The 19,312-nt window shown below is 59.5% G+C and carries 21 protein-coding genes; 5 read left to right on the top strand and 16 right to left on the bottom strand.

What is annotated here, in order from left to right:
* Positions 1 to 224 precede the first annotated feature (224 nt).
* The 11 genes from OLZ32_RS26620 to OLZ32_RS26570 all read right to left on the bottom strand — a co-directional run bounded on the left by OLZ32_RS26620 (position 225) and on the right by OLZ32_RS26570 (position 6,713).
* Positions 225 to 860: an NrsF family protein gene (locus OLZ32_RS26620; RefSeq protein ID WP_017992370.1), complete on the bottom strand. Its 636-nt coding sequence runs from the start codon at positions 858 to 860 to the stop codon at positions 225 to 227.
* 84 nt (positions 861 to 944) lie between these two features.
* Positions 945 to 1,502: a chlorite dismutase family protein gene (locus tag OLZ32_RS26615; RefSeq protein ID WP_003549389.1), complete on the bottom strand. Its 558-nt coding sequence runs from the start codon at positions 1,500 to 1,502 to the stop codon at positions 945 to 947.
* 6 nt (positions 1,503 to 1,508) lie between these two features.
* Positions 1,509 to 2,144 (bottom strand): NrsF family protein, encoded by a 636-nt coding sequence (locus OLZ32_RS26610; protein ID WP_003549388.1) that lies wholly within the window; start codon positions 2,142 to 2,144, stop codon positions 1,509 to 1,511.
* Complete coding sequence (locus OLZ32_RS26605; RefSeq protein ID WP_003549387.1) at positions 2,141 to 2,695, bottom strand: sigma-70 family RNA polymerase sigma factor; 555 nt, start codon at positions 2,693 to 2,695, stop codon at positions 2,141 to 2,143. Before OLZ32_RS26605 ends, OLZ32_RS26610 begins: the two co-directional genes overlap by 4 nt.
* A 108-nt stretch (positions 2,696 to 2,803) precedes the next feature.
* A complete protein-coding gene (locus OLZ32_RS26600) occupies positions 2,804 to 3,418 on the bottom strand; it encodes a TetR/AcrR family transcriptional regulator (RefSeq protein WP_017992368.1) in 615 nt (204 codons plus the stop codon).
* Positions 3,419 to 3,534: 116 nt separating this feature from the next.
* Complete coding sequence (locus OLZ32_RS26595) at positions 3,535 to 3,744, bottom strand: hypothetical protein (protein ID WP_003549385.1); 210 nt, start codon at positions 3,742 to 3,744, stop codon at positions 3,535 to 3,537.
* Entirely contained in the window at positions 3,741 to 4,511 is a 771-nt protein-coding gene (locus tag OLZ32_RS26590; RefSeq protein ID WP_264398538.1) for a hypothetical protein, read from the bottom strand. The genes OLZ32_RS26595 and OLZ32_RS26590 overlap by 4 nt, the downstream gene beginning before the upstream one ends.
* Entirely contained in the window at positions 4,511 to 5,608 is a 1,098-nt protein-coding gene (locus OLZ32_RS26585; protein ID WP_264423522.1) for a Rieske 2Fe-2S domain-containing protein, read from the bottom strand. The genes OLZ32_RS26590 and OLZ32_RS26585 overlap by 1 nt, the downstream gene beginning before the upstream one ends.
* Positions 5,605 to 5,769, bottom strand: coding sequence for a hypothetical protein (locus OLZ32_RS26580; RefSeq protein ID WP_003549380.1), 165 nt, complete (start codon positions 5,767 to 5,769; stop codon positions 5,605 to 5,607). Before OLZ32_RS26580 ends, OLZ32_RS26585 begins: the two co-directional genes overlap by 4 nt.
* Before the next feature lies 1 nt (position 5,770).
* Complete coding sequence (locus OLZ32_RS26575; RefSeq protein WP_003549378.1) at positions 5,771 to 5,986, bottom strand: hypothetical protein; 216 nt, start codon at positions 5,984 to 5,986, stop codon at positions 5,771 to 5,773.
* A gap of 7 nt (positions 5,987 to 5,993) precedes the next feature.
* On the bottom strand, positions 5,994 to 6,713 hold the full coding sequence (locus OLZ32_RS26570; protein ID WP_264398536.1) for an SDR family NAD(P)-dependent oxidoreductase: 720 nt from the start codon (positions 6,711 to 6,713) through the stop codon (positions 5,994 to 5,996).
* 251 nt (positions 6,714 to 6,964) lie between these two features.
* Here OLZ32_RS26570 and OLZ32_RS26565 point away from each other — a divergent pair, with 251 nt between their 5' ends.
* The 5 genes from OLZ32_RS26565 (at position 6,965) to OLZ32_RS26545 (ending at position 12,905) form a co-directional block, all read left to right on the top strand.
* Entirely contained in the window at positions 6,965 to 8,293 is a 1,329-nt protein-coding gene (locus OLZ32_RS26565; protein WP_003549375.1) for a tetratricopeptide repeat protein, read from the top strand.
* A 25-nt stretch (positions 8,294 to 8,318) separates the two neighbouring features.
* Positions 8,319 to 8,801, top strand: coding sequence for a hypothetical protein (locus OLZ32_RS26560; protein ID WP_164055120.1), 483 nt, complete (start codon positions 8,319 to 8,321; stop codon positions 8,799 to 8,801).
* Between the two features lie 122 nt (positions 8,802 to 8,923).
* Complete coding sequence (locus OLZ32_RS26555) at positions 8,924 to 10,555, top strand: thiamine pyrophosphate-binding protein (RefSeq protein WP_017992365.1); 1,632 nt, start codon at positions 8,924 to 8,926, stop codon at positions 10,553 to 10,555.
* Entirely contained in the window at positions 10,527 to 11,684 is a 1,158-nt protein-coding gene (locus tag OLZ32_RS26550; RefSeq protein WP_319641138.1) for an OpgC family protein, read from the top strand. Before OLZ32_RS26555 ends, OLZ32_RS26550 begins: the two co-directional genes overlap by 29 nt.
* 9 nt (positions 11,685 to 11,693) lie before the next feature.
* Positions 11,694 to 12,905, top strand: a complete 1,212-nt coding sequence (locus OLZ32_RS26545; RefSeq protein ID WP_264398535.1) for a CaiB/BaiF CoA transferase family protein — start codon at positions 11,694 to 11,696, stop codon at positions 12,903 to 12,905.
* A 256-nt stretch (positions 12,906 to 13,161) separates the two neighbouring features.
* Here OLZ32_RS26545 and OLZ32_RS26540 read toward each other — a convergent pair whose 3' ends face one another.
* The 5 genes from OLZ32_RS26540 to OLZ32_RS26520 form a co-directional block, all read right to left on the bottom strand.
* A complete protein-coding gene (locus tag OLZ32_RS26540) occupies positions 13,162 to 13,842 on the bottom strand; it encodes a YHS domain-containing (seleno)protein (protein WP_264398534.1) in 681 nt (226 codons plus the stop codon).
* 82 nt (positions 13,843 to 13,924) lie between these two features.
* Entirely contained in the window at positions 13,925 to 14,347 is a 423-nt protein-coding gene (locus OLZ32_RS26535; protein WP_017992362.1) for a DoxX family protein, read from the bottom strand.
* Positions 14,348 to 14,411: 64 nt separating this feature from the next.
* Positions 14,412 to 14,966, bottom strand: coding sequence for a hypothetical protein (locus OLZ32_RS26530; protein WP_264398532.1), 555 nt, complete (start codon positions 14,964 to 14,966; stop codon positions 14,412 to 14,414).
* Positions 14,967 to 15,098: 132 nt separating this feature from the next.
* The gene (locus OLZ32_RS26525; RefSeq protein ID WP_264398531.1) at positions 15,099 to 15,908 is read right to left on the bottom strand and encodes an alpha/beta hydrolase family esterase; all 810 of its coding nucleotides are present in this window, start codon (positions 15,906 to 15,908) and stop codon (positions 15,099 to 15,101) included.
* A gap of 264 nt (positions 15,909 to 16,172) precedes the next feature.
* Positions 16,173 to 19,148, bottom strand: coding sequence for an NAD(P)-dependent oxidoreductase (locus OLZ32_RS26520; protein ID WP_264398530.1), 2,976 nt, complete (start codon positions 19,146 to 19,148; stop codon positions 16,173 to 16,175).
* Positions 19,149 to 19,312 lie beyond the last annotated feature (164 nt).

The raw sequence follows: 19,312 nt of genomic DNA, 5'->3' as shown, positions 1-19,312 counted from the left end.
TACGTGAGGCTCAGCCCTACCTGCGAGCACCGTAATGTTCGGCGCTCGACTACTTTTCCATCATCAGCTATGGCGTCGATCAGAAAATCTGACTCGGGCAAATGCAACTCAATGATGGTAATCCTTTTCTACCGGACGGTCCTAAGCCAGTCGACGTTCATCGCAAACGCCATCGTTTTCGCCGGACGGAATAGGGCCCGGCATTGCGAACGGCATAATCGTAGCTACCACCGCAAAAAGCGTCGGCCTGCAAAATACCCCGCAACGGCCACAATGAGTATGGCGATTGGATACCAGGTTGCGACGAATAAGGGACTGTCGTCGGGGCAATTAGAGGCGTAAAGCGTAGCGGCAATACCGGCGGATGCCAATGCCGCGATTGCCCCGGCTTGACCGGGGTGATCCGGCGCACCATGGCGCATCACCAGAAAGAGGAACACGGTCGGCGCTAGCGAGAGGACCGGGATGACTGTCAGGCAATGCAATGCATTGTGACCAACCAGTCTGCTTTCCCAAAGACCGGCTGGGGTGACGATCAACTCGATGGTGGCGGCTGCGATCAACAGCGCTGGTGCCAGCAGCAACAACCAGCGCCGAGCCATTGCGCCCTCCCCTGGACGGATAAGGCTCTCCATCATCGATGCCGCCACAAAAAACAGCGCCAAAGTGGCAATGAACTTGAATACGAAGCGCACAGTCATGATTGCTTGAGCAAAATCAGGTCGAACACCCAGGACCGAAAAGAACACCAATCCCGCCACCAACGCGCCAGCAGCTGTCGCCAGAGCAAGCGCCCTCGAGAGGTTGACGGGCCTCCGTGTGTCCTCTGATATCAGATTGATCAGGTCTTCCGTGTTCACTCAAGTACTCCGTTTGCGGCTGGCCTGACCAGACCGTCCCGCTTTGTTGCGCAACCTTACCCAGGATTGGCTATCTTAGCATCATCAACCATGTTGCCATATCCGCAAGCGGATCTCGACCTCGCGTTCGACAAAACGCCATTCTTCAGTCGCACGCAATCGAAAGAGCATGGCATCAAATTGAGGGGCATTTTCCTCCGCGAATTCGAACCAGGTGAGAAAATCGAAAGGCTCGCCGAGATCACGGCTGTGATAGAGGCGTCGAGCGACGGCAGGCAAATAGTCCATCCCGATCTGAAAATGCGCCGACCTCTCCTGAATGATGGCCCGGCGTTCGTCCTGCGCAAGAGACCACCAAAGATCCGACTTGCGAATCGGGATCAAGACCGCAAGGCGCGCCGTTGCGCGGCCCAACGGTGGTTGGCGTTCTCCAAGCTGATCGAGTTCGACACGGGTCGTGTATCGCGCGCTGCCGGCTGTTCCGCGCAGAAACCAGGCTGCTGGATCGGGTAATATGACCTGATTGGTGTCCATGACACTAAGACGAGGCGCAACATCCAGACCCTTGCCGATAATGGCGCGTGTTGCCTCGACCTGCCATTGGCCACTCTCACCAGCCACGAAGTATGTCGGTTTCACCATCGTGACTTACCAGCGCAATAGTCTGTGGCCAAGCAAAGCACCGGTTCCGGCAACTATCGAAATGGCCATTGGATACCACAGCATTACAAAGAGCGGGCTGTCGTCATCGCAATTGGCTGCGTAGAACGTCGCCGCAATCCCTGCCGCGACGAGCCCGGCAACAGCTCCGGCGACCGCGGGTCGGGTGGGGGCAGCGTATCGAAGCGCGTAGAGAAAACAGGCAAGAGGACCCACCGATAAGAATGGGATAATCGTCAGGCAGAGGCTGGAATTGTGCCCGATCATGCGCGTCACCCATGTCTCCGACGGCATGACCAACAGTTCAAAGATCGCCGCTGCACTCATAAACAGAGCAGGAACCGTCAAGCCCAATGCCGTCAACCGAACCGGGACGCCCGGTCTTCCGATCCGGAACATGACCATCCCACCGGTCAAGCTGAGAGATCCCGTGATCACGAATTTGAACAGGAAGCGGCCGGTCTCGATGGCCGCGCCGAAGTCCGCACGCAAGCCGATGACCGCGAAGAACAAAATGGCGGCGATCAATGTGGCGGCGGTGGCAGCATGCATCAGGGCATGATCAAGATTCAGTCGAACCGGCGTATCCTGCACGAGCAGTTCGATCAACTCATCAGTCTTCATGTCGCCCGCCCCGAATAGAGAGCAGCCAACCCCTTCAATGCCCTATGCAGGGAAACACGTACCGCCACCTCTGTCATCTTCAGCCGATCGGCCGTTTCCCGAACACTCGACCCTTCGATCGATATCGATTGAACGATCGTTCGTTGCGGGTCCTTGAGCTTGCCCAGAATCTGTTCGATATCGATGCGATCGGAGGCTGCGATGCGTTCGTCTGCTTTAAGTGTAGCAACGACGTCCTCAAGTGGTACTGACTGACTGCCACGGCGCCGCAGGCTATCGACCACCTTGTTGCGAACGATTGCCGATAGCCATGGCCCCAAAGGCCGTGACGGATCCCATGTCCCCCGCTTGAGATGGATAGTAAGCAGCACTTCCTGAACCACGTCCTCAGCCTCGCTGGCCGGCGCACCGAACTGGTCACAACGCCTCCGCGCCATCACCCGCAAATGTGGTGTGAGGGCCGTCAGGAATTTGTGATAGGCATGGCTGTCGCCCGCAATCGCGGAACGCAGCCAGGATGCCCATTCCTTTTCACGCGCCAGATCTGTCATCCGACATATCCTTCTTCGGCGGTTCTCGTGCGATTGTTACAGAGACCAGCCAGATTTTTTTGCGCGTGAGATAGCGAGTCAAAGCGTGCAAGCGTTTGAACGGTCATGTCATCGATCATGAGATAAGATTGTCTGACTGTGATTGGGTTCCAGCAGTGCAAAAATGGGCCGGATAAGACCTTCCAGAAGGTCTCTTTCAGGACGCGTGCGCGCAAGCACACGAATACCCAGCAGCGTGCCGAGCAGCGTGCCGGCCATGTCCGATGCATTTTGGCAACGATTGATCGATCCGTCTTTCTGGCCTTTTTCGACGCAGTGCCTGAAGAAAGCCTCAACTTGCACCAGGACTTGAGCCACCACCCGCTGAAACTCATCATCATGCGGTGCTACCTCGAGCGCGGAATTGACCAACATGCAGCCTTTCCGCTTGGTATCGCTCAACGACCGCTCAATAATTTCGTTGAAGAATGCGCCGATCGCCTCACGCGGCGGCTTCGTCTCAAACCGGCCGACACGGTCGCCGAAGCTCCGTTCGACATAGAAATCGAGCGCTTTGCGATAAAATGCGTGCTTGTCGCCAAAGGCATTGTAGATGCTTGCGGTGGTCAGCCCGATTGCCTGGGCCAGATCGCGGATTGACGTTGCCTCGTAGCCGTGTTCCCAAAACCGCTCTACAGCCAGCAGCAATACTTTTTCTTCATCAAATTCTCTGGGCCTGGCCATACATCCTTCCTCCCAGAACATGGATCGAACGGGCGACTGCCCAGGGCTATCGCCAATGCATTTTAGAACATTCGGTCTAAAATTCAACCCTGTGTGGTTCAACCTTTGACTGCTTTCTACTTCATCAATCTCAGCGTCAGGCTGTTAAGGGCGGAGAGCAGTCCGATAACGGCAACCCCGAAGATCACGTAGCGCAGTTCTTCGAACGGGGTGCCGCTCAAATAGTCCAGACCATACTGCCATGCGAGGACGATCACGATGGTAGCAATCAGCGCCAGCAAAAGGCCGAACAGATGGCGCCAGAAGCCTCTCCCATTCTGGGTCATGCTCCAGCCACCTCGCGAAAACTGTCGATCTTGAAAATCAGCAGATCGTCGCGGCGTTCGATATTACCTTCAAGCACCACCGGTAAACCGGTCTTGTCGAGCAAGGCCGCCGGCATCGGTCCTCCGTCTTGGGAAGCGAGAAGAAAGAAGATGTGGCCGTCCACGGGTGCAGTGGAAACGAAGACGGGTGGAACACCTCCAGAAATACAGAGATTGGCGCAGGCCTTGTGCGCGAGGCCCGTCCCCGGCTTCATGGCGCCAGCACTGCATTTTCCATCACAGATCTCGCCCGTCAAACGCCACCGACCGAGATTGTCCGGCACGGACGTGACCGGCAGGGCCGGCATCCGCGGATCGGCTGCTTTCAGGTCGTCTTCGCCGCCGATCAGCAGCATGACCAGGTCTCCACGCTTAACGAAGATGCCACCTGCCTGTGCGGTTTTGCCCGCAAGTGGCAGCGCCATGTCGTCCACCCCGAGCTTGCCCGAGCCCGCCAGCATGACAGCGCGCGCGGGCTTTTTGCCGTCGGAGGGAACACGAAGAATCGGATAGGGCTTTACCTCCATGGTGCCGATCAAATGCTCGCCGGAGAGCTCATCGGCATAGCTGCCGGCGCCTGGACTTTCGGTATTAAGGGACAGCAACGCTGAAGTCGTCGCCATGGCGGCAATGAAGAACACGATGAACCCGATCATCAGCACCCTGACATCGGCTGGGACTTTCTTGAAGTAACCGACAAAAAATCCGCGTTCGACGGGCCTCAGCATCAAACTGTTCCTCCATTCTTCGGCGCCGCAGCCGCGGGAAGCAACTTCGCGGGGATGGTCAACGGCTCCAGCTTTGTGCCAAGAGGCAAAGGTTCCGGATCAACCAGAATGCTCGATCCCTCCAGGCGAAGGCGATATTTGCGGATCCGCTCCCGGAACGGCGGTGGCGAACAACCGTCCTCGGGGCGATACTGATAGCCATGCCAGGGGCAGGTGATAAAGCCGATGACGACCTTGCCTTCGCCGATGGGGCCGTTCTGGTGCGAGCAGATATTGGATACGGCTGAAAGACCACCCTTTGAACGGAAGACGGCGATGCGCTCGCCGCCCGGTGCCACCCCGATGATCGCCCTGCCTTCGGCAATCTCGCTGACATCGCCGACGATCACCCAAGGCGCCTCGGTGGCCTTTCGCGCCGCAGCCGCGTCAGCCGATGTCTCCCGCCGACCTGCGACAAGGTGCAGGACGCACAGTGTAGCCAATCCGCCGAGCGGCAAAAATGCCAAAGCAAGATCCCGGCGATCAATCAGAGCGCCGAGCGCCACATGCAGGATGACCGCAGCGTAGGCGAAGTAGACGCTCATGTGGATCGCCTTCCACACCGGCGGCGTCAGGAAGGAAAGCCAGAAATCGTGGCTCGTTACCGCAAGGACCGCCAGAATGACGAGCGCGAAGACGCCGAAGAGTTCGAAAGGAAAGCCGGCGATGCTCGTGAAGCTGGTATTGCTGGTGAAGAGCGCCGTGAGCTGTGGTGTTGGACTAAAGGAGAAATACCATCCGAGCACATAGTAGGCGTGCGTGGCTGCGATGAACGCGGTCATCACGCCAAAATGGCGGCGATTGTAGAGGAGCGGAACGAAACGGGCATCGATCCGCGCCAGTGGCCCGATTGCGAGGAGGATGGTCAGCATCAGCAGGGCCAGAGACCCAAAGGCACGCATCCGCTGGATCGGCAGGTCGGTATCCCGGAGCGCAGAGGACATGACTGGGCCGATCCGCAGGAAAATGAGGATGTAGAGGAAGATCCCGGCCAGCATGACCGCGTCATAGATGATCTTGGTCTTGTTCCAGATGACCGGCTTGTAGGATACGCTCACGGGTGGCTATCCCCCGGCGCTTCAACGGCTTCAAGGCGCACAGCCGGTGCATCGGCCGGCAGCTTCGGAACGCTCGCGAAGATGACGACAAGCATGATCGGGAGAACGACCGCTATGCCTGTCCATATCACTGCGTGGGCACGACGATGACGACGCTGCATGCTACGGTTCTCCCCCGGAAAGTCTGATCCACCGCCAGACGACCAGCGGCCAGAGGAGAACGAGCCCGGGGATAAGGAGCGGGCGGACCGCATAAGCGTCCCGTGCTCCCGGATCGACCTTGTCGAATCCGAACAGCAGAAAGGCGACAGCGACAGCAAGACCGATGCCGGCCCAAAGCGTCAATCCTGCGGAGACGGGATCGGACACCGAAACCATGGGACCCTCAGATGCGGCCGGTTGCCGGTATGGCCGCACCGGTGACGATGCCTGCTGCAGGCGAAACGAGGAAACCTATGAGCTTGGCGATATCCGTTGGCTGAACCCAGTTGTCCATCTTCGCATTCGGCATCGCCGAGCGGTTTTGCGGCGTGTCGATCGTGCCCGGCAAAATACAGTTGGCCGCAATGCGCTTATCGCGGTTTTCCGCGGCGATCGCTTCGGTAAGCCGCATCACCGCCCCTTTCGATGCTGCATAGGCGGCTTGATTGGCGCCGGCCTTTAGTCCCGGCGCTGCCGCGACGTGGACGATGCGGCCGTAGCCTGCCTGCTGCATCGGTTTCAGGACCGCCGCACTAATTGCATAAGCGGTTCTGGCGTTCATGTGAAACAACTGATCCCACTGGTGTACGCCCGTCTCGTCGACCGGTCCTGTCCGGAAGCCGCCGACGGTATTTGCGAGCGCGTCGAGCCGGCCAAATCTCGCGAGCGTTTTTTCGACCGCCTCCTGGCATGACGTCAAATCGGCGAGATCCATGCCGCCGATCAGCAGGATTTCGCTGCTGTCGGGCAGACTATCTGCCAATTTTTCCAAGGCTTCCGAATTGTGCTCGACACAGACAAGCCGCGTACCGTTCGCCGCAAGCTCCCTGACGACGGCGTTTCCAAGGTTTCCTGCTGCGCCCGTAACCATGACAACGGTGCTTGTTCGGGTTGCTTCACTCATGATGGTCCCGCCCTTTCGAGTTGAGGCGCCCGTAAAGGCTCGTCCGTAATTCGCGGCAGCACATCGTTTTGTTACACATGTTTTAAAAAAATTCCTGCCCGCCATGCGACGCCCAGAAATATTGATGCGGCTGCGAAAAATTCAGGACCAGCTGTAACGAACTACCTGACGCGACCGTAAAGGTCTCTGTCGGACGAAGGGTAATGGGATCTTCAGGGTTCTATTTGGCGTCCTCCTGAAGGAGCAAACGAATGAAGCGCGATGCTTACGGTCTCATGACCAGCACTGACAGCAACGAGGCACAACGGGCATTCGAGAATGCCGTTTTTGGTCTGGCGGCGCATCGGCCAAGTACTGGCGTGGCCATCCAGTCGACATTGGCAGCCGACCCCCATCACGTTGCCGGCCATGCGCTGAAGGGCTTTGCAAATCTGATATTGGCGCGGTCGGAGCTCGACGAACCTGCTGTCAAGGCACTCGTCGATGCGAAGGCAGCGCTGGTTGTCAGAGGCGGAGGAACCGGTGACGAGCGCACCCTTGCGAAAGCATTGGAGGCCGCCGTCGAAGGCTCGTTTTCGCGTGCGGCAGATATTCTCGACGACGGTTTCGAGGATCGGTCGGTAACGTTCCTCCCTTTTAAGATTTCGCAGGCGCTGCGTTTCATGCTTGGAGATGCCCGCGGCATGCTGCGGGCCAGCACGCGTGCAGTCGCTCGCCTTGACACCGGCACAACGGCGAGGGGCTTTGTTCTTGGTTGCCACGCGTTTTCGCTTGAAGAGCATGGTCGGTATGCCGAGGCGCTTGCCGCGGGGCAGCTTGCGGTTGCTCTGCAGCCCGATGATTCCTGGGGCCTTCACGCCGTCTCGCATGTCTTCGAGATGCGTGGCGATACGGCAGAAGGTATTGACTGGCTCGAGGCCAGCCGCAAGGCTTGGTCACGCTGCAACAATTTCTCCTTTCATATGGCCTGGCATCTCGGTCTGCTACACTTGGAACGCGGCGATCATGATCGGGTGCTGCAGATCTACGACGACGACGTTCGCCCACAGCAAACCGACGATTTCCGAGACATGGCGAATGCCGTCTCGCTTCTATGGCGGATGGAGCAATCGGGAGTTCATGTCGGTGATCGCTGGACAGATCTGGCAGAGATAGCCCATCGTCGAAAGGCGGACACGACCTTGATTTTTGCAGCTCTGCACAATCTTGCCGCCATGGTTGCCGTTGGCGACCGCGATGGAGCAGTGGAGCTTGTATCGCATATCGAAGCCAAAGCGCTTCGTATGGATGACCAGGGCCGCGTCGCCGCCGAGATCGGCGTGCCGATGGCGCACATTCTCACCGGTCTCCATGCTCCGGCTGACCGCCACATGCTCGAACGCATGGTGGCGAACCTGCCGAAGATCGGCGGCAGCAACGCACAGCGCGACTTCTTCGTGCTCGCGCTCGCCAGAGCGATGGCGAGCGATGGCAATAATGTCGGTGTCTCGCGTATCGGCCAGATTCGCCAACAGCTGAAGGCCGACGACCGATTGTTCAAATCTATCGAACATTCGGTTGGCATGAGTTTGCCTGCCTGATCTCACCTCAAAGAAGGAAAACACGATGTCTATGATGGAAATCCAAAAGACAAGCATCTTCCCTGAAATTCAACCGAGCCTCGGCCGGACGATTATTCTTTCCGGACTTGCCGCGAATATTACCTGGGAAATCTGGGCACGGCTGATCACGCCGCTGTGGGTTGGCGGACCGCTGGAGCCAGCTGCTCTCGTTCAATCGGTGTTCGGGTTCAACAATTTGTTGCTGGCCGAAGCGATCCACGCGATCGTGGGTATCGTTTTCTATCCGATCGGCTACCTGTTCATCGCCCGGCCGTTGCAGCGGCTGATCGTCCCCAAGCTGCCACTGCTATTGACGGGTATCGGCTTCGGCATCGGTCTTTGGATCTTCGCCCTTTACGTCATGGCACACCTGTTTGGCGGCCAACCGGCGTTTCTCGGTTTTGTTACTCTCACCTGGGCATCGCTGATCGGCCACATTCTGTTTGGTACGGTTGTCGCGTTCGTCGTCCGCCGCATCGAACGTTAGACCCGTTGTGGGACTAGGCCTGCCCGGTTCCGTGAGCCACCGGGCAGTTTTTCCAACCGTGTAAGGTTTCAGTTACCAATGTGCGTTGAGCTTCCCATTTCATCAGATTCGAGAGATTGATAGTGACCGCTGAAAGCTTCGTAACGCCGAGAGTTGCCGACATCGTCGCCAGGACGCTTCATGCCCATGGCGTCCGTCATGCCTTTGGTATGCCGGGCGGAGAAGTGGTCACGCTGATAGACGGCCTAGAGGCCTCAGGCATCGCCTTTCACCTTGCACGCCATGAAACCGCGGCGGCGATCATGGCGGCAGGCGCGAGCGCGATGACGCAAAACCCGGAACTTCTCGTGACGACCGTGGGCCCGGGCCTTGCCAATGCGGTCAACGGCATTGCCGACGCTGCCCAGGAGCGCGTCCCTTTGATCGTCATATCCGGCATTGTCGACCGTCCGACCCGTGCGCGTTACACCCATCAGGTGATCGACCATGCCCAGTTGCTCCGACCGTTGGTCAAAGCTTCTTTCGAAATCGAGCCCGAGAGCGCTGCTTCCGCGGTCGCTCGTGCCCTCGCGCTTGCCATGACGGAGCCGATGGGTCCCGTCCATCTTGACCTGTCTCCGGCGACTGCTGCCGCGGTGTCGCCAGCCTTGAACGTCATTTCGCCTCCGAAGCTTCTGAAGCCTTCGGTGACAATGACGGATCCGGCCGTTCACACACTGTCCGAAAGGCTTGGCCGGGCGCAACGACCGCTTTTTATCGCTGGTCTTGACGCCGTGCGAGATCACGCCGGTCCGGCACTCCAGCACTTGATCGAAAAAATTGGCGCACCGGTTATCACAACCTATAAGGCCAAGGGCATCATTCCCGAGAGCCACCGACTGTCGCTTGGTGCGGCCGGATTGTCACCGCTGGCGGATCAAATTCTTCTGAACCTGGTCCGGGATTCGGATCTGGTCCTGTTGATTGGGTACGACCCAATCGAAATGCGGCTCGGCTGGCTGGATTTCGTCGGAGATCCAGCAAAGCTTGTGGAGATTTCCGATACTGCCCCGGACCACGGCATGCATCATGCCGGAACCAGAATCCAGGCTGCACCTCGATCCTATCTACTGGCGCTGGCCGATATTCACGCGGGGCACAAGACCTGGACGGCTGGCGAACCCGCCGCCGTGAAAAACGAACTTGTCCGTTTATTCGCGAGCAATGGCAGTTGGGGACCGCACGCAATTACCGAGATCCTCAATGCCGTCGCCGGTCAGGAAGCAATCGTCACAGTCGACAGCGGAGCGCATCGCATTCTCCTGTCGCAAAAATGGGTTGCGCCACGGGCCATGTCATTGCTGCAATCGGCGGGCTTTTGCACCATGAACGCGGCCTTGCCGCTTGCGATCGGGGCCAAGGTCGCCGATCCATCACGTCCGGTTTTCGCCGTGATGGGCGACGGCGGTCTTGAGATGGGAATCGGCGAATTAGCTACGCTACGCGATCTTAATCTGCCTATCACCATCGTGCTTTTTCAGGATCGCAGCCTGGCGTTGATTGCTCTGAAGCAGGCATCCGCCGGTCTGAAATCTGCCGGCGTCACGCTCGGCGAAACTGACTTTGCCGCCGTCGCGCGAGGTTTCGGCGGTTATGGTTTCAATGTGGAGAATTGTGATGACTTCCGTAACGAGCTTGAGGCAGCCCGCGAGCGCGAAGGCTTCACCCTCATCGCCTGCAAATTCGATGCAAGCGCCTACGACGGCGCCTTCTGAGGCCAACCAGGCGACAGGTTCAGCCCCTCAGAAGGTCAAGCCCCCCCGTGATCCGCGGCTCGACTTTTTCCGTGGCGTCGGCATGCTGATTATTCTTTTGGCCCATATCCCAAACAACGGATGGGCGTTGTGGATTCCGGCGCGCTTCGGTTTCTCCGACGCCACGGAAATGTTCGTCTTCCAGTCCGGAATGGCCTCGGCCATCGCCTTCGGCTCGACCTTCGACCGCAACGGTGCACTTGCCCTCATCGCCCGCGTTGCACAGCGGATCTGGCAGATCTTCTGGGCCCATATTGCTGTCTTTATCGTTGTCGCCGCCATCATGGTTGTTGCCGGAACCCGTTATGACGGCGTCACCTATGTCGACAGCCTGAACCTCGTGCCCTTCATGGAGGACCCCGGCAACCTCCTCGTCGGTTTGCTGACGCTGACTTACGTGCCGAATTATTTCGATATCCTGCCGATGTACATCGTCATCCTGGCGCTGATGCCGGTGATGATCTTCGCGTCGAAAGTCCAGCGATTCCTGCCGTTTGCGCTCATGGCAGCATTGTGGCTGGCGACGCAGTTCGGCTTCACGGGGCTGCCCGCCGAGCCCTGGTCGGATCGTCCGTGGTTCTTTAACCCCTTGGGGTGGCAGTTGCTGTTTTTCACTGGTTTCTTCCTGATGCGCGGCAGCCTTCCAGCCCCCGGCTTCGATCGCAGGTTGATGGCGCTCGCGATTGCCGTCGTGATCCTGACTGTGCCTTTTGCCTGGGTACGGTTCCAAGATGCGCATCCAGCCTTCCAAATGGCCGCTACCACGCTTTTCCCCCTCACCGACAAGACCGACTTCGGACTGCTGCGCTTCGTTCATTTCATGGCGCTCTGCTACATCGCCGTACATCTCGTCGGCAAGAAAGGCTCCCGGCTGCGCGGCCCTGCCGTGCGCGTTCTGACGGTGGTTGGCCAGCAATCGCTCGCCGTCTTCATCACCGGTATCGTGATTGCGCAGCCGATCGGTATTGCGCTTGATCATGCCGGTCGCACCACTTCGGCAGAGGCAATTGGAAACCTGATTGGCTTCGGCGTGCTTGTAGGAACCGCCTATCTCGTACGCTGGTTCAAGAGTTCCCCCTGGAAATCGTGAGAATCCCTAATGTCTGACCATCAAAAACCCACCAGCCTGGGCGGTCTGCGCATCCTCGACCTGTCGCGGATTCTCGCCGGACCGACCTGCACGCAGCTGCTCGCCGATCTCGGCGCCGATGTCATCAAGGTCGAGCGGCCCGATACTGGCGACGACACGCGCAGCTGGGGACCGCCCTTCGTGCCGGATGCCGATGGCGGCGACAGTGATCTCAGCGCCTATTTCCTGTCCGCCAACCGCAACAAGCGATCGATAGCCATCGATCTCGCCAGCGATGAAGGTGTTGCGCTTGTCGAGCGGCTGGCGGCTGTCTCGGACGTGGTGATCGAAAACTACAAGCCGGGCGATCTCGACCGCCGCGGACTCGGCTATGAGGATATCCGCAAGATCAAGCCGGATATCGTCTGGTGTGCGATATCCGGTTTCGGCCAGACCGGACCCTATGCCGAGAGAACCGGCTATGATTTTCTCGTCCAGGCGATGGGCGGTATCATGAGCATCACCGGCGAAAGCGATACGGCCGGTGGCCGGCCCCTCAAGGTCGGCCTTGGCATCGCCGACGTGATGTGCGGCATGTATGCGACCGTCGGCATCCTCGCTGCTCTGCGCCATCGCGACCGCACGGGCGAAGGCCAGTATATCGATCTGGCGCTTTATGACACGCAAGTTGCCTGGCTTATCAATGCCGCGACGAACCATCTGGTTTCGGGAAAGGTGCCAGGGCGGATCGGCAACCGGCATCCCAACATCGCCCCCTACCAGACTTTCGCAACGGCTGCTGGCGAAATCGCCATCGCAGTCGGAAACGATCAGCAGTTCGCCCGCTTCTGTACGGCGATCGGCTGTCCCGATCTGGCGGGCGACGAGCGGTTTCGCCGCAACCGTGATCGCGTTGTGAATGTCGATGCACTGGACCGGCTTGTGACCGAGGCTCTACGAGCCGACACCGCCGAAAGCTGGGAGCAGCGCCTTGTCCATGCCGAAATCCCTGCAGGCCGGGTCGCCACGATCGATCAGGTCGTGGCCAATCTGCATACCTTGGCGCGTGAAATGATCATGCCCATGGAAACAGTGGACGGACAAATCGTCCGCCTGCTCGGCAACCCGCTCAAAATGTCCGCAACCCCGGTTCGTTTCGATCGGGCGCCTCCACATGTCGATCAGGATAAGGACGCCATCCTTCGCGAACTCACGATGCTCGAAGCTGCCCGCCGGACTTAAACTGTCGCTTGATCGCATCGCCCAAATGGTTTTTGCCAAGGACGCCGAAATGGGTCGTCTTGCCGATGACAAGGGCGACGTACCGACAAAGTTGAGGGCGAGCGTTTGTTTGTCATCTCGTTTCTGACGCACTGTTTTCGCGACCGCGCTGAGCTTGGCGCTCTCTTTGCTCGGCTCGGCAGGCGTCGCCGTCGTCAACTTGAAAAGGCCCCTATCCGCAACGGGGCGGATAGGTGATTCATGTCGGCATCGGGATTTACGGATCAGGCTGTACCTTGACCTTTTCCCAGTTTGCCTCGGCCTTTTTGATATACCCGCTGACGTCCTGCCTCCAGGTTTTGAGGACGCTGTCATTGTAGTTGAGGTAGAGCTTGTTATCGACCACGGTAAAGGCTTGGGGTTCGGTCGACGCCTTGTGGCCTTGCGCCGTTCCAAAGGCACAGTAGCCGCCATACTGCGGAGCAAAACGCCTGGGGTTGGCGGCGAATGCATCGCGATGTGCGGCGGATGCAAAGTGGAACGTCGCCCCTTTGTAGGTTGCCATATATTTGTCCGACCCTTTCACCGGCCTGTGGTTGGTGAAATAGGCGACCGGATCATAGCCGTTGATGGCCACACCATTCGTCGTAAAAATCTCGGCGGCATAGCCGACAGAGGCGAAGGAAAGCGTGAGAGCCGCTGCAAGCGGCAGAATGGGGCGTAGTGAGATCGTCATGGTGTTATCCTTCTGTTGAACGAAAGCGCCGCCTTTTTTCGTCGCGGGCGGCACACTTTGCGACACATTGAACCTGGCGTTCATGCTGCCATCGCTCGCGATGACCGTGAGCGCTTGCGCCAGCTCCATTCCCCTGTTGATCATAGCCTCCCCGTTTATAAGTTCGATCCGCTCCCCTATGCCGTTCGACGGGCGCGGCGCAATACTGGTCTGGGTGTTCAATTCCAGCGAGGTGCCGTCGGCGCCGTGACATGACATGAGCCTCGAAACGTGAAGAAGGAGGGCGTTGACGACTTTCGTGTTCTCAGTCGCGGTCGACCAGGATCTTGCTGGCCAGCGCCGCGTTCTGGTCGCGATGCGCCCAGGCTACCATCATGCTCAGCGCGAAGAGCACGATCGCGGGGACGGGCGAGCCCGGCAGCACGAAGAGATGGGTCAAGGTGGCGCCGACCATGATCGCGGCGAGCAGAAGCGCACCGAGCGAAGCCACAGCCGGGACGAGTATCGCGCCCGCGCCGATCAGTTCGAGTATTCCGGTGAAATACCGAAACCACTGCCCGAGCCCGATCTGCTCGAAGTTCTGAACCAACATCGGCAGGCCGTAGAGGTTAGCGCTGCCGGCGGCGATGAAGGCCGCAGCAAGGATAAGCTTGACGCTCCATAGTCCGATTTGACGCCAGCGCGGCGCCGCCTCATTCTTTATCGTCGGGCTGTCTGAATTCTGCATGGTAAACTCCCTCGTATGGAACAATCAATTCTACGGCTGCGTACGCGTCTGTCTGAACATGAGTTCATTGCGGACACATCGAGAGCGCCACCTTCGCTTCCAACTCCCGTATTTTGCGGTCCTTGTCGGACACTTCCTTGAGCATCTGCTCCATGCGAGCGTCAGGCGCGCGCGATATCTCCCAGAATGTCACGGTGAAAATCACAGGTAGGGTGGCGGCAACTTTGTGATCGATAGCTGCCAGTTGATCCGATTGCTGCGATGGGCTTTCCGTCGCGACACGGCCCCAAAGCTTAAGAGTGCATCCGGCGCCTGCATCGCAGCGAACGAAGGCTTCCACCGCCGCTTCGCGCCGAACAACGGTGCGGCGAAACGCCGTGCTTTCGACGTGCACGCGAAACGTGGATCCATCGATGACATGGGGAAGCATCGCAACGCTCGAGACGGTCTCGAACACAATCCCGGGGCGTATCCGGGAATAATCGATCGCCAACTCCCGCTGCGCCTGAACCAGATGAGCAATGCTCGGAGTAATCGTCTGCCCCCAGACGGCCGCGCCTTCTCCGAAGTGATGAACGATAGCATGGCCGATATTTGGACATGTGATTGATTGCAGCATGAGGGTGTTCCCTTGTCATCGCCGAACGATCCGCCAGCATCGCACCGGATCAGGTTTGCGACCTCGCTGCCTACCAATTCGTAGGAATGCAGGCGGTTGTTACAAAGGATCTTCGTTTTTTTTCAGCCCGGCTCACTTGGGAAAACCCACCGCTGTCAGGCCAGCATCAAGCATATCGGACCGGGCCTCGTGGCCACCGTTGTGGATGCACATGATACTGTCGCCCCGAATGCAGTCCGGTACATCGTCGCACTCGATATTATCCAGCGTGACTTTCTTCGCAGCCTTGTTGTCGCATCTGGCGCGCTCACGCAGAATGGCCAAACTTTCGAGCGCATCGCCCTGATGGAATTTGGTGCCAATCGCCCGACCGGCGAGCGGAAATGTCTGATCCGCGGTTCCATGAAAATGGACCATTGGAGGAAGATCGGCAACACAGTCCTCCCGTTTCGGAAGAGGATTCCAGAACACGCCGGAGAACGTCACCATCGCCGCGGTTTTCTCCCCCTGTTCACAGGCGGTGTACCAAGCCATCGATGCGCCGATGGAAAAACCACCGATCACCGTCCGGTCCGGGGTAAAACCGTAGCGTTGCCGCAGGTCATCAAAGACATTCGTGATGAACGCCTTTTCATCGCGACCCTGGTTGGGACCGTGGGGAAAAGACCAACTCCCGTCGATGCCATCGACGGCTACATAGGCCAGATGATGCGCGAGCGTCATCTCTACCAGGGAACGCTGCTGCATCTGCAACCTGGCGGAGCTTTTGAAACCATGGAAATAGACAAAGACGCCGCGAATGTCGCCATCTTGCGGCAACTCGATCCGATAGTTTCCCTCCCTGACCGGACAAGCAGTCTGCGCTCCGCAGAGCATTGCGGAAGAAACAGCAAGAGGCATGGCGGCGATGAGGAGGAGAGCAGCGAGGGGGTATTGGCGCATGAAGAAGTATCACCGGTGTTTATCATGAGAAGCCTGCAAGAGCCCTGGTGCGTCGTGAGCAGTTTGCGCAAGGCATGTTGCAAGTGACCGGGAAGAGGTAGGAAGTCCAGTCACAGCAGATAATTCGCGCGCGGGTCGCTGATCGTTACATCCGACGGAAAAAATTAGCAGTTTGTCCTGCGTAAATTCGGCCGGGCTGCAGGCCGCAGAGGAGCGAGGCCGCGCGCGGCGCGGTCAGAAAAGAGCGGCGGGCGTCACCGCGGCTTACTCCGCCGCCGGTCCGTAGAGGCCAAGCTGCTCGAGAAGCGCCCGCTGCCGGCCGGCATTTTCGGCCAGCAGACCGGTATAGCGATCGATGATCCGGTCGCGGTGGCTCGGATCGGCGACAACGGAGAGCGCGCCGACGATCGCTGCGACCTTTTCCGAGGTCCGCCGCAATTCGTCCAGCAGTTCCGAATTGCCGCAGACCTCGCTGACCACCCGCTTCGTCACCCTGCCGATTCCGGCCGGTGTGCGGCCGCCCGCCGAGACGTACCCTTCCGGCAGATCGCCCTTCAGATTGGTGACCGACTTGAAGCGGATGACATCGAAGATCTGATCGACCGCCTGCTTGGCGCCGGTTACCCGAGATGGATGGTCGGTATCGGCGGCGGCGTGCGGCAGCAGTTCCAGCTTGCCCTTATGGCGCTCTTCGAGCGGCAGATAGGGAACCATCGGTCCGCTGAGCTTGCCGGTCGCTGCATCCTTGAAGAGATCGGCGTCGACTGCCGCATGGGCAATCTTTGCTGATGACAGCGCCTGGTCGAGCGCGGCCGCATCGACGACCTCGCCCCGGTCGTAGTTGACCAGCACCGCACCATCGTTCATCGCGCCGAGAACCTGCGTGTCGACCACCCCTGCGTTGGAGTAAACGCCTGTCGCAGCATCCAGCCGGCCGAGGCCGATATGGACGGAGAGCACGTCGGCGCCGGTCGCCGCTTCGACCGGACTTGCGGCGTAATCGAAGCCTTCCGACTCGATCCAGCCTTGGTGATGCTGGCGCGCGTAGATCGCCACCTTCATGCCGAAAGCCTTGGCGAGCTTGGCGACTTCGCGGCCGATATTGCCGTAGCCGAGAATGGCGATTTTCCGGCCCTCCAGCTTGGCGGTCGGGAAATCCTTGAGCTGGCGCCCGGTATCAAAGTCGCCGTTGGCGACCATCTGGTGCAGCCTGTCGACGGGCAGGTCGGGAACAACCTTGAGGATCGCCTTCACCGCCATCTGGGCGGTCGCCCGGCTGTTGATGCCGGGCGTGTTCATCAAAGGCGCCTCGCCGCCCTCGCCGTTGCCGCCGCCCCAGGAGGCCGAGCCCATATTGCCGGTACCCGCGCCGATGCGCACGCCGCCGAACGGGAAGACGCAAGCCTTCGGGATGAAGGTCGCCGCCGCGATCAGCGCGTCATACTGGCCCTTGTCCGTCTGCGGCAGGATTTCGGCCTCGGTGCTGAGATTTGGCTGGTAGAAGAAATGGATGCGGCCCTTTTCCAGCGCCGCCCTGTCGTCGATCGGGCCGGCATGGAAGACGCCGCCCTTTTCCGCGACATAGGTCCTGATCTCGCTGTCGTCGGGCTCCCCATCGGCGCCGAGGCGCAGGCCGACCAGATCGGCGATCAGCACCGTATAGGCGTGTTCCGGATCGTCCTTGCGGACCATCGCGCCGGCCTTCGCAGGCGCCGCGAACGTGACGCCCTGCTTTGCCAGTTCCTCCTCGATCACGACGATCTTGGCGCGCAGATAGGCATATTGCAGGTTTTCCAGCAGCGCGACGATATCGGCCGGCTCGCGGATGCCGCCGACCCAGGCGCGGTAGTCGCCGGGCGTTCCCGGGAATGCGTTGACGTAGCGCGCCGCATCGAGGCCGGGCTCGAACGCGCCGTTCGGATGGGTAAAGCCCTCATAGCCGAGCAGTTGCTTCGAACGCGTGATAATGCGGGCATGGATCGCAGGATCGGTGATGCCGGCGTCCTCCACCTTTAGCAGCGTCACCGCCGCGCCGCGCCGCTCGGCATCGGTGACGGTCAGCGAAAACAGCGGGTGCGACGCGACCCAGTCGTCGATCACCGCCCGATTGGCCGCAGACCGCTTGTTGAGCTCGACCACCGAGCCGACCCGCGCCTCGGACTGCAGGAGGCCGAAGGTGGTTTCGGCAAAGGCATGCGCGCTGTAGGTGCTGATGACGCCGCCGAGCATGCGGTCTTCCGCGGCATCGTAAAACGGCCCGGCATCCACGGATCGCTTGGCTGAAAGCGGCTGCCGGGCATCGATCGGCGGCGCGATCTTGAGCTGGCGCGGGATCGCCCAGGACGGATCCTGCTGGTTTTTCTCAACGAGCGCCAAAGCATGCGGCGTGAAGGAGGCGACGAAATACCCCGACACCCCGCCGATCGCCTTCTGGAACGGCATGAACAAGCAGCATTTCGCCATCACGGCATCGACCAGCTCGGGCTCCCAAGGCATGGCGCCCAGCATCGACGTCGCGTCGAACACTGCATGGCGGGTTGCCGGATCGCCATCGATCCAGTTCAGCAGCTCGTGGATCTCGCGGCTGGTATAGGCATTGGCGCCGGTTGTCTCGTGGCCGACGCCGACGAAGATCGACACGCCAAGAGCGGAAAGCTCGGCGGCCGTCGGGATCACGCCCTCGGAGGCGGCAAAATGAATGCGGCTCTCGCAGCCTTTTTCGGCGAAGCGCTGCATCTCGATCAATTGTGTGGCCCAGGACTGACGGAAGAAGCCTGCCGCGCGGGCCGGATCGCTTTCCGGGCGCGGCGTATCGACGTAGACGCGCTGGGAGGCGTCGTTGGCGTTCATCAGGTGCTGGACGCAGACGGTATAGCCGCTGTGACCGCCGCCGAGTCCCACAGCCATCCGGTTCGCCTTCGGGAAGTGGAAATAGCGGTGGATCGCCCGCATCATGTCGGTCAGAATTTCATCCGCCGGGTAGCCGCGGTGCATGCTGCGGGAAATTTCGGCGGTGGTGAAGCCGCCGATGTCGTTGCCCTTGTCGTCGAACTTGCGATAGGTCTTCTCGATCCATCTATCGAAAGCGATGCGCCGCAGGCGGCTATCCACCTCGTCGGTGGTCGCATCCGTGATCGGACCGACGCCAAAAAACGGATTGGACGGCAGCTTCGGTGATCCCGACTTCGTCAGTCGGAGCGCTTCAAGTCGCTGTTCCTGCATCTGCTCGATATTGGTCATGATTGCCTATCTGTTTGAAAGGAAGGTGGGCAAGGCGCCCAAAGTCGTGATTATGGTATCGCGTTTCGGCCATCGCCTGAATGATCTTCCTATGCAAAACACGACTCGTGGCCGAGCGCCCTTTCGAGCGTTGCGGCAAGAGCGCCGCCACCGGGCTGAATATG

This window comes from Rhizobium acaciae (genome assembly GCF_025941625.1).
Lineage (GTDB): Bacteria > Pseudomonadota > Alphaproteobacteria > Rhizobiales > Rhizobiaceae > Rhizobium > Rhizobium acaciae.
Note: the sequence above shows the minus strand (reverse complement) of the source record. Positions and strands in the feature narration are given on the sequence as shown.

What these genes read in the sequence shown, in the direction of transcription:
- OLZ32_RS26615 (WP_003549389.1), bottom strand. Translation starts at nt 1,502, where the DNA reads ATGGTGAAACCGACATACTTCGTGGCTGGTGAGAGTGGCCAATGGCAG.
- OLZ32_RS26610 (WP_003549388.1), bottom strand. Translation starts at nt 2,144, where the DNA reads ATGAAGACTGATGAGTTGATCGAACTGCTCGTGCAGGATACGCCGGTT.
- OLZ32_RS26605 (WP_003549387.1), bottom strand. Translation starts at nt 2,695, where the DNA reads ATGACAGATCTGGCGCGTGAAAAGGAATGGGCATCCTGGCTGCGTTCC.
- OLZ32_RS26600 (WP_017992368.1), bottom strand. Translation starts at nt 3,418, where the DNA reads ATGGCCAGGCCCAGAGAATTTGATGAAGAAAAAGTATTGCTGCTGGCT.
- OLZ32_RS26595 (WP_003549385.1), bottom strand. Translation starts at nt 3,744, where the DNA reads ATGACCCAGAATGGGAGAGGCTTCTGGCGCCATCTGTTCGGCCTTTTG.
- OLZ32_RS26590 (WP_264398538.1), bottom strand. Translation starts at nt 4,511, where the DNA reads ATGCTGAGGCCCGTCGAACGCGGATTTTTTGTCGGTTACTTCAAGAAA.
- OLZ32_RS26580 (WP_003549380.1), bottom strand. Translation starts at nt 5,769, where the DNA reads ATGCAGCGTCGTCATCGTCGTGCCCACGCAGTGATATGGACAGGCATA.
- OLZ32_RS26575 (WP_003549378.1), bottom strand. Translation starts at nt 5,986, where the DNA reads ATGGTTTCGGTGTCCGATCCCGTCTCCGCAGGATTGACGCTTTGGGCC.
- OLZ32_RS26570 (WP_264398536.1), bottom strand. Translation starts at nt 6,713, where the DNA reads ATGAGTGAAGCAACCCGAACAAGCACCGTTGTCATGGTTACGGGCGCA.
- OLZ32_RS26565 (WP_003549375.1), top strand. Translation starts at nt 6,965, where the DNA reads ATGAAGCGCGATGCTTACGGTCTCATGACCAGCACTGACAGCAACGAG.
- OLZ32_RS26560 (WP_164055120.1), top strand. Translation starts at nt 8,319, where the DNA reads ATGTCTATGATGGAAATCCAAAAGACAAGCATCTTCCCTGAAATTCAA.
- OLZ32_RS26550 (WP_319641138.1), top strand. Translation starts at nt 10,527, where the DNA reads ATGCAAGCGCCTACGACGGCGCCTTCTGAGGCCAACCAGGCGACAGGT.
- OLZ32_RS26545 (WP_264398535.1), top strand. Translation starts at nt 11,694, where the DNA reads ATGTCTGACCATCAAAAACCCACCAGCCTGGGCGGTCTGCGCATCCTC.
- OLZ32_RS26535 (WP_017992362.1), bottom strand. Translation starts at nt 14,347, where the DNA reads ATGCAGAATTCAGACAGCCCGACGATAAAGAATGAGGCGGCGCCGCGC.
- OLZ32_RS26530 (WP_264398532.1), bottom strand. Translation starts at nt 14,966, where the DNA reads ATGCTGCAATCAATCACATGTCCAAATATCGGCCATGCTATCGTTCAT.
- OLZ32_RS26525 (WP_264398531.1), bottom strand. Translation starts at nt 15,908, where the DNA reads ATGCGCCAATACCCCCTCGCTGCTCTCCTCCTCATCGCCGCCATGCCT.
- OLZ32_RS26520 (WP_264398530.1), bottom strand. Translation starts at nt 19,148, where the DNA reads ATGACCAATATCGAGCAGATGCAGGAACAGCGACTTGAAGCGCTCCGA.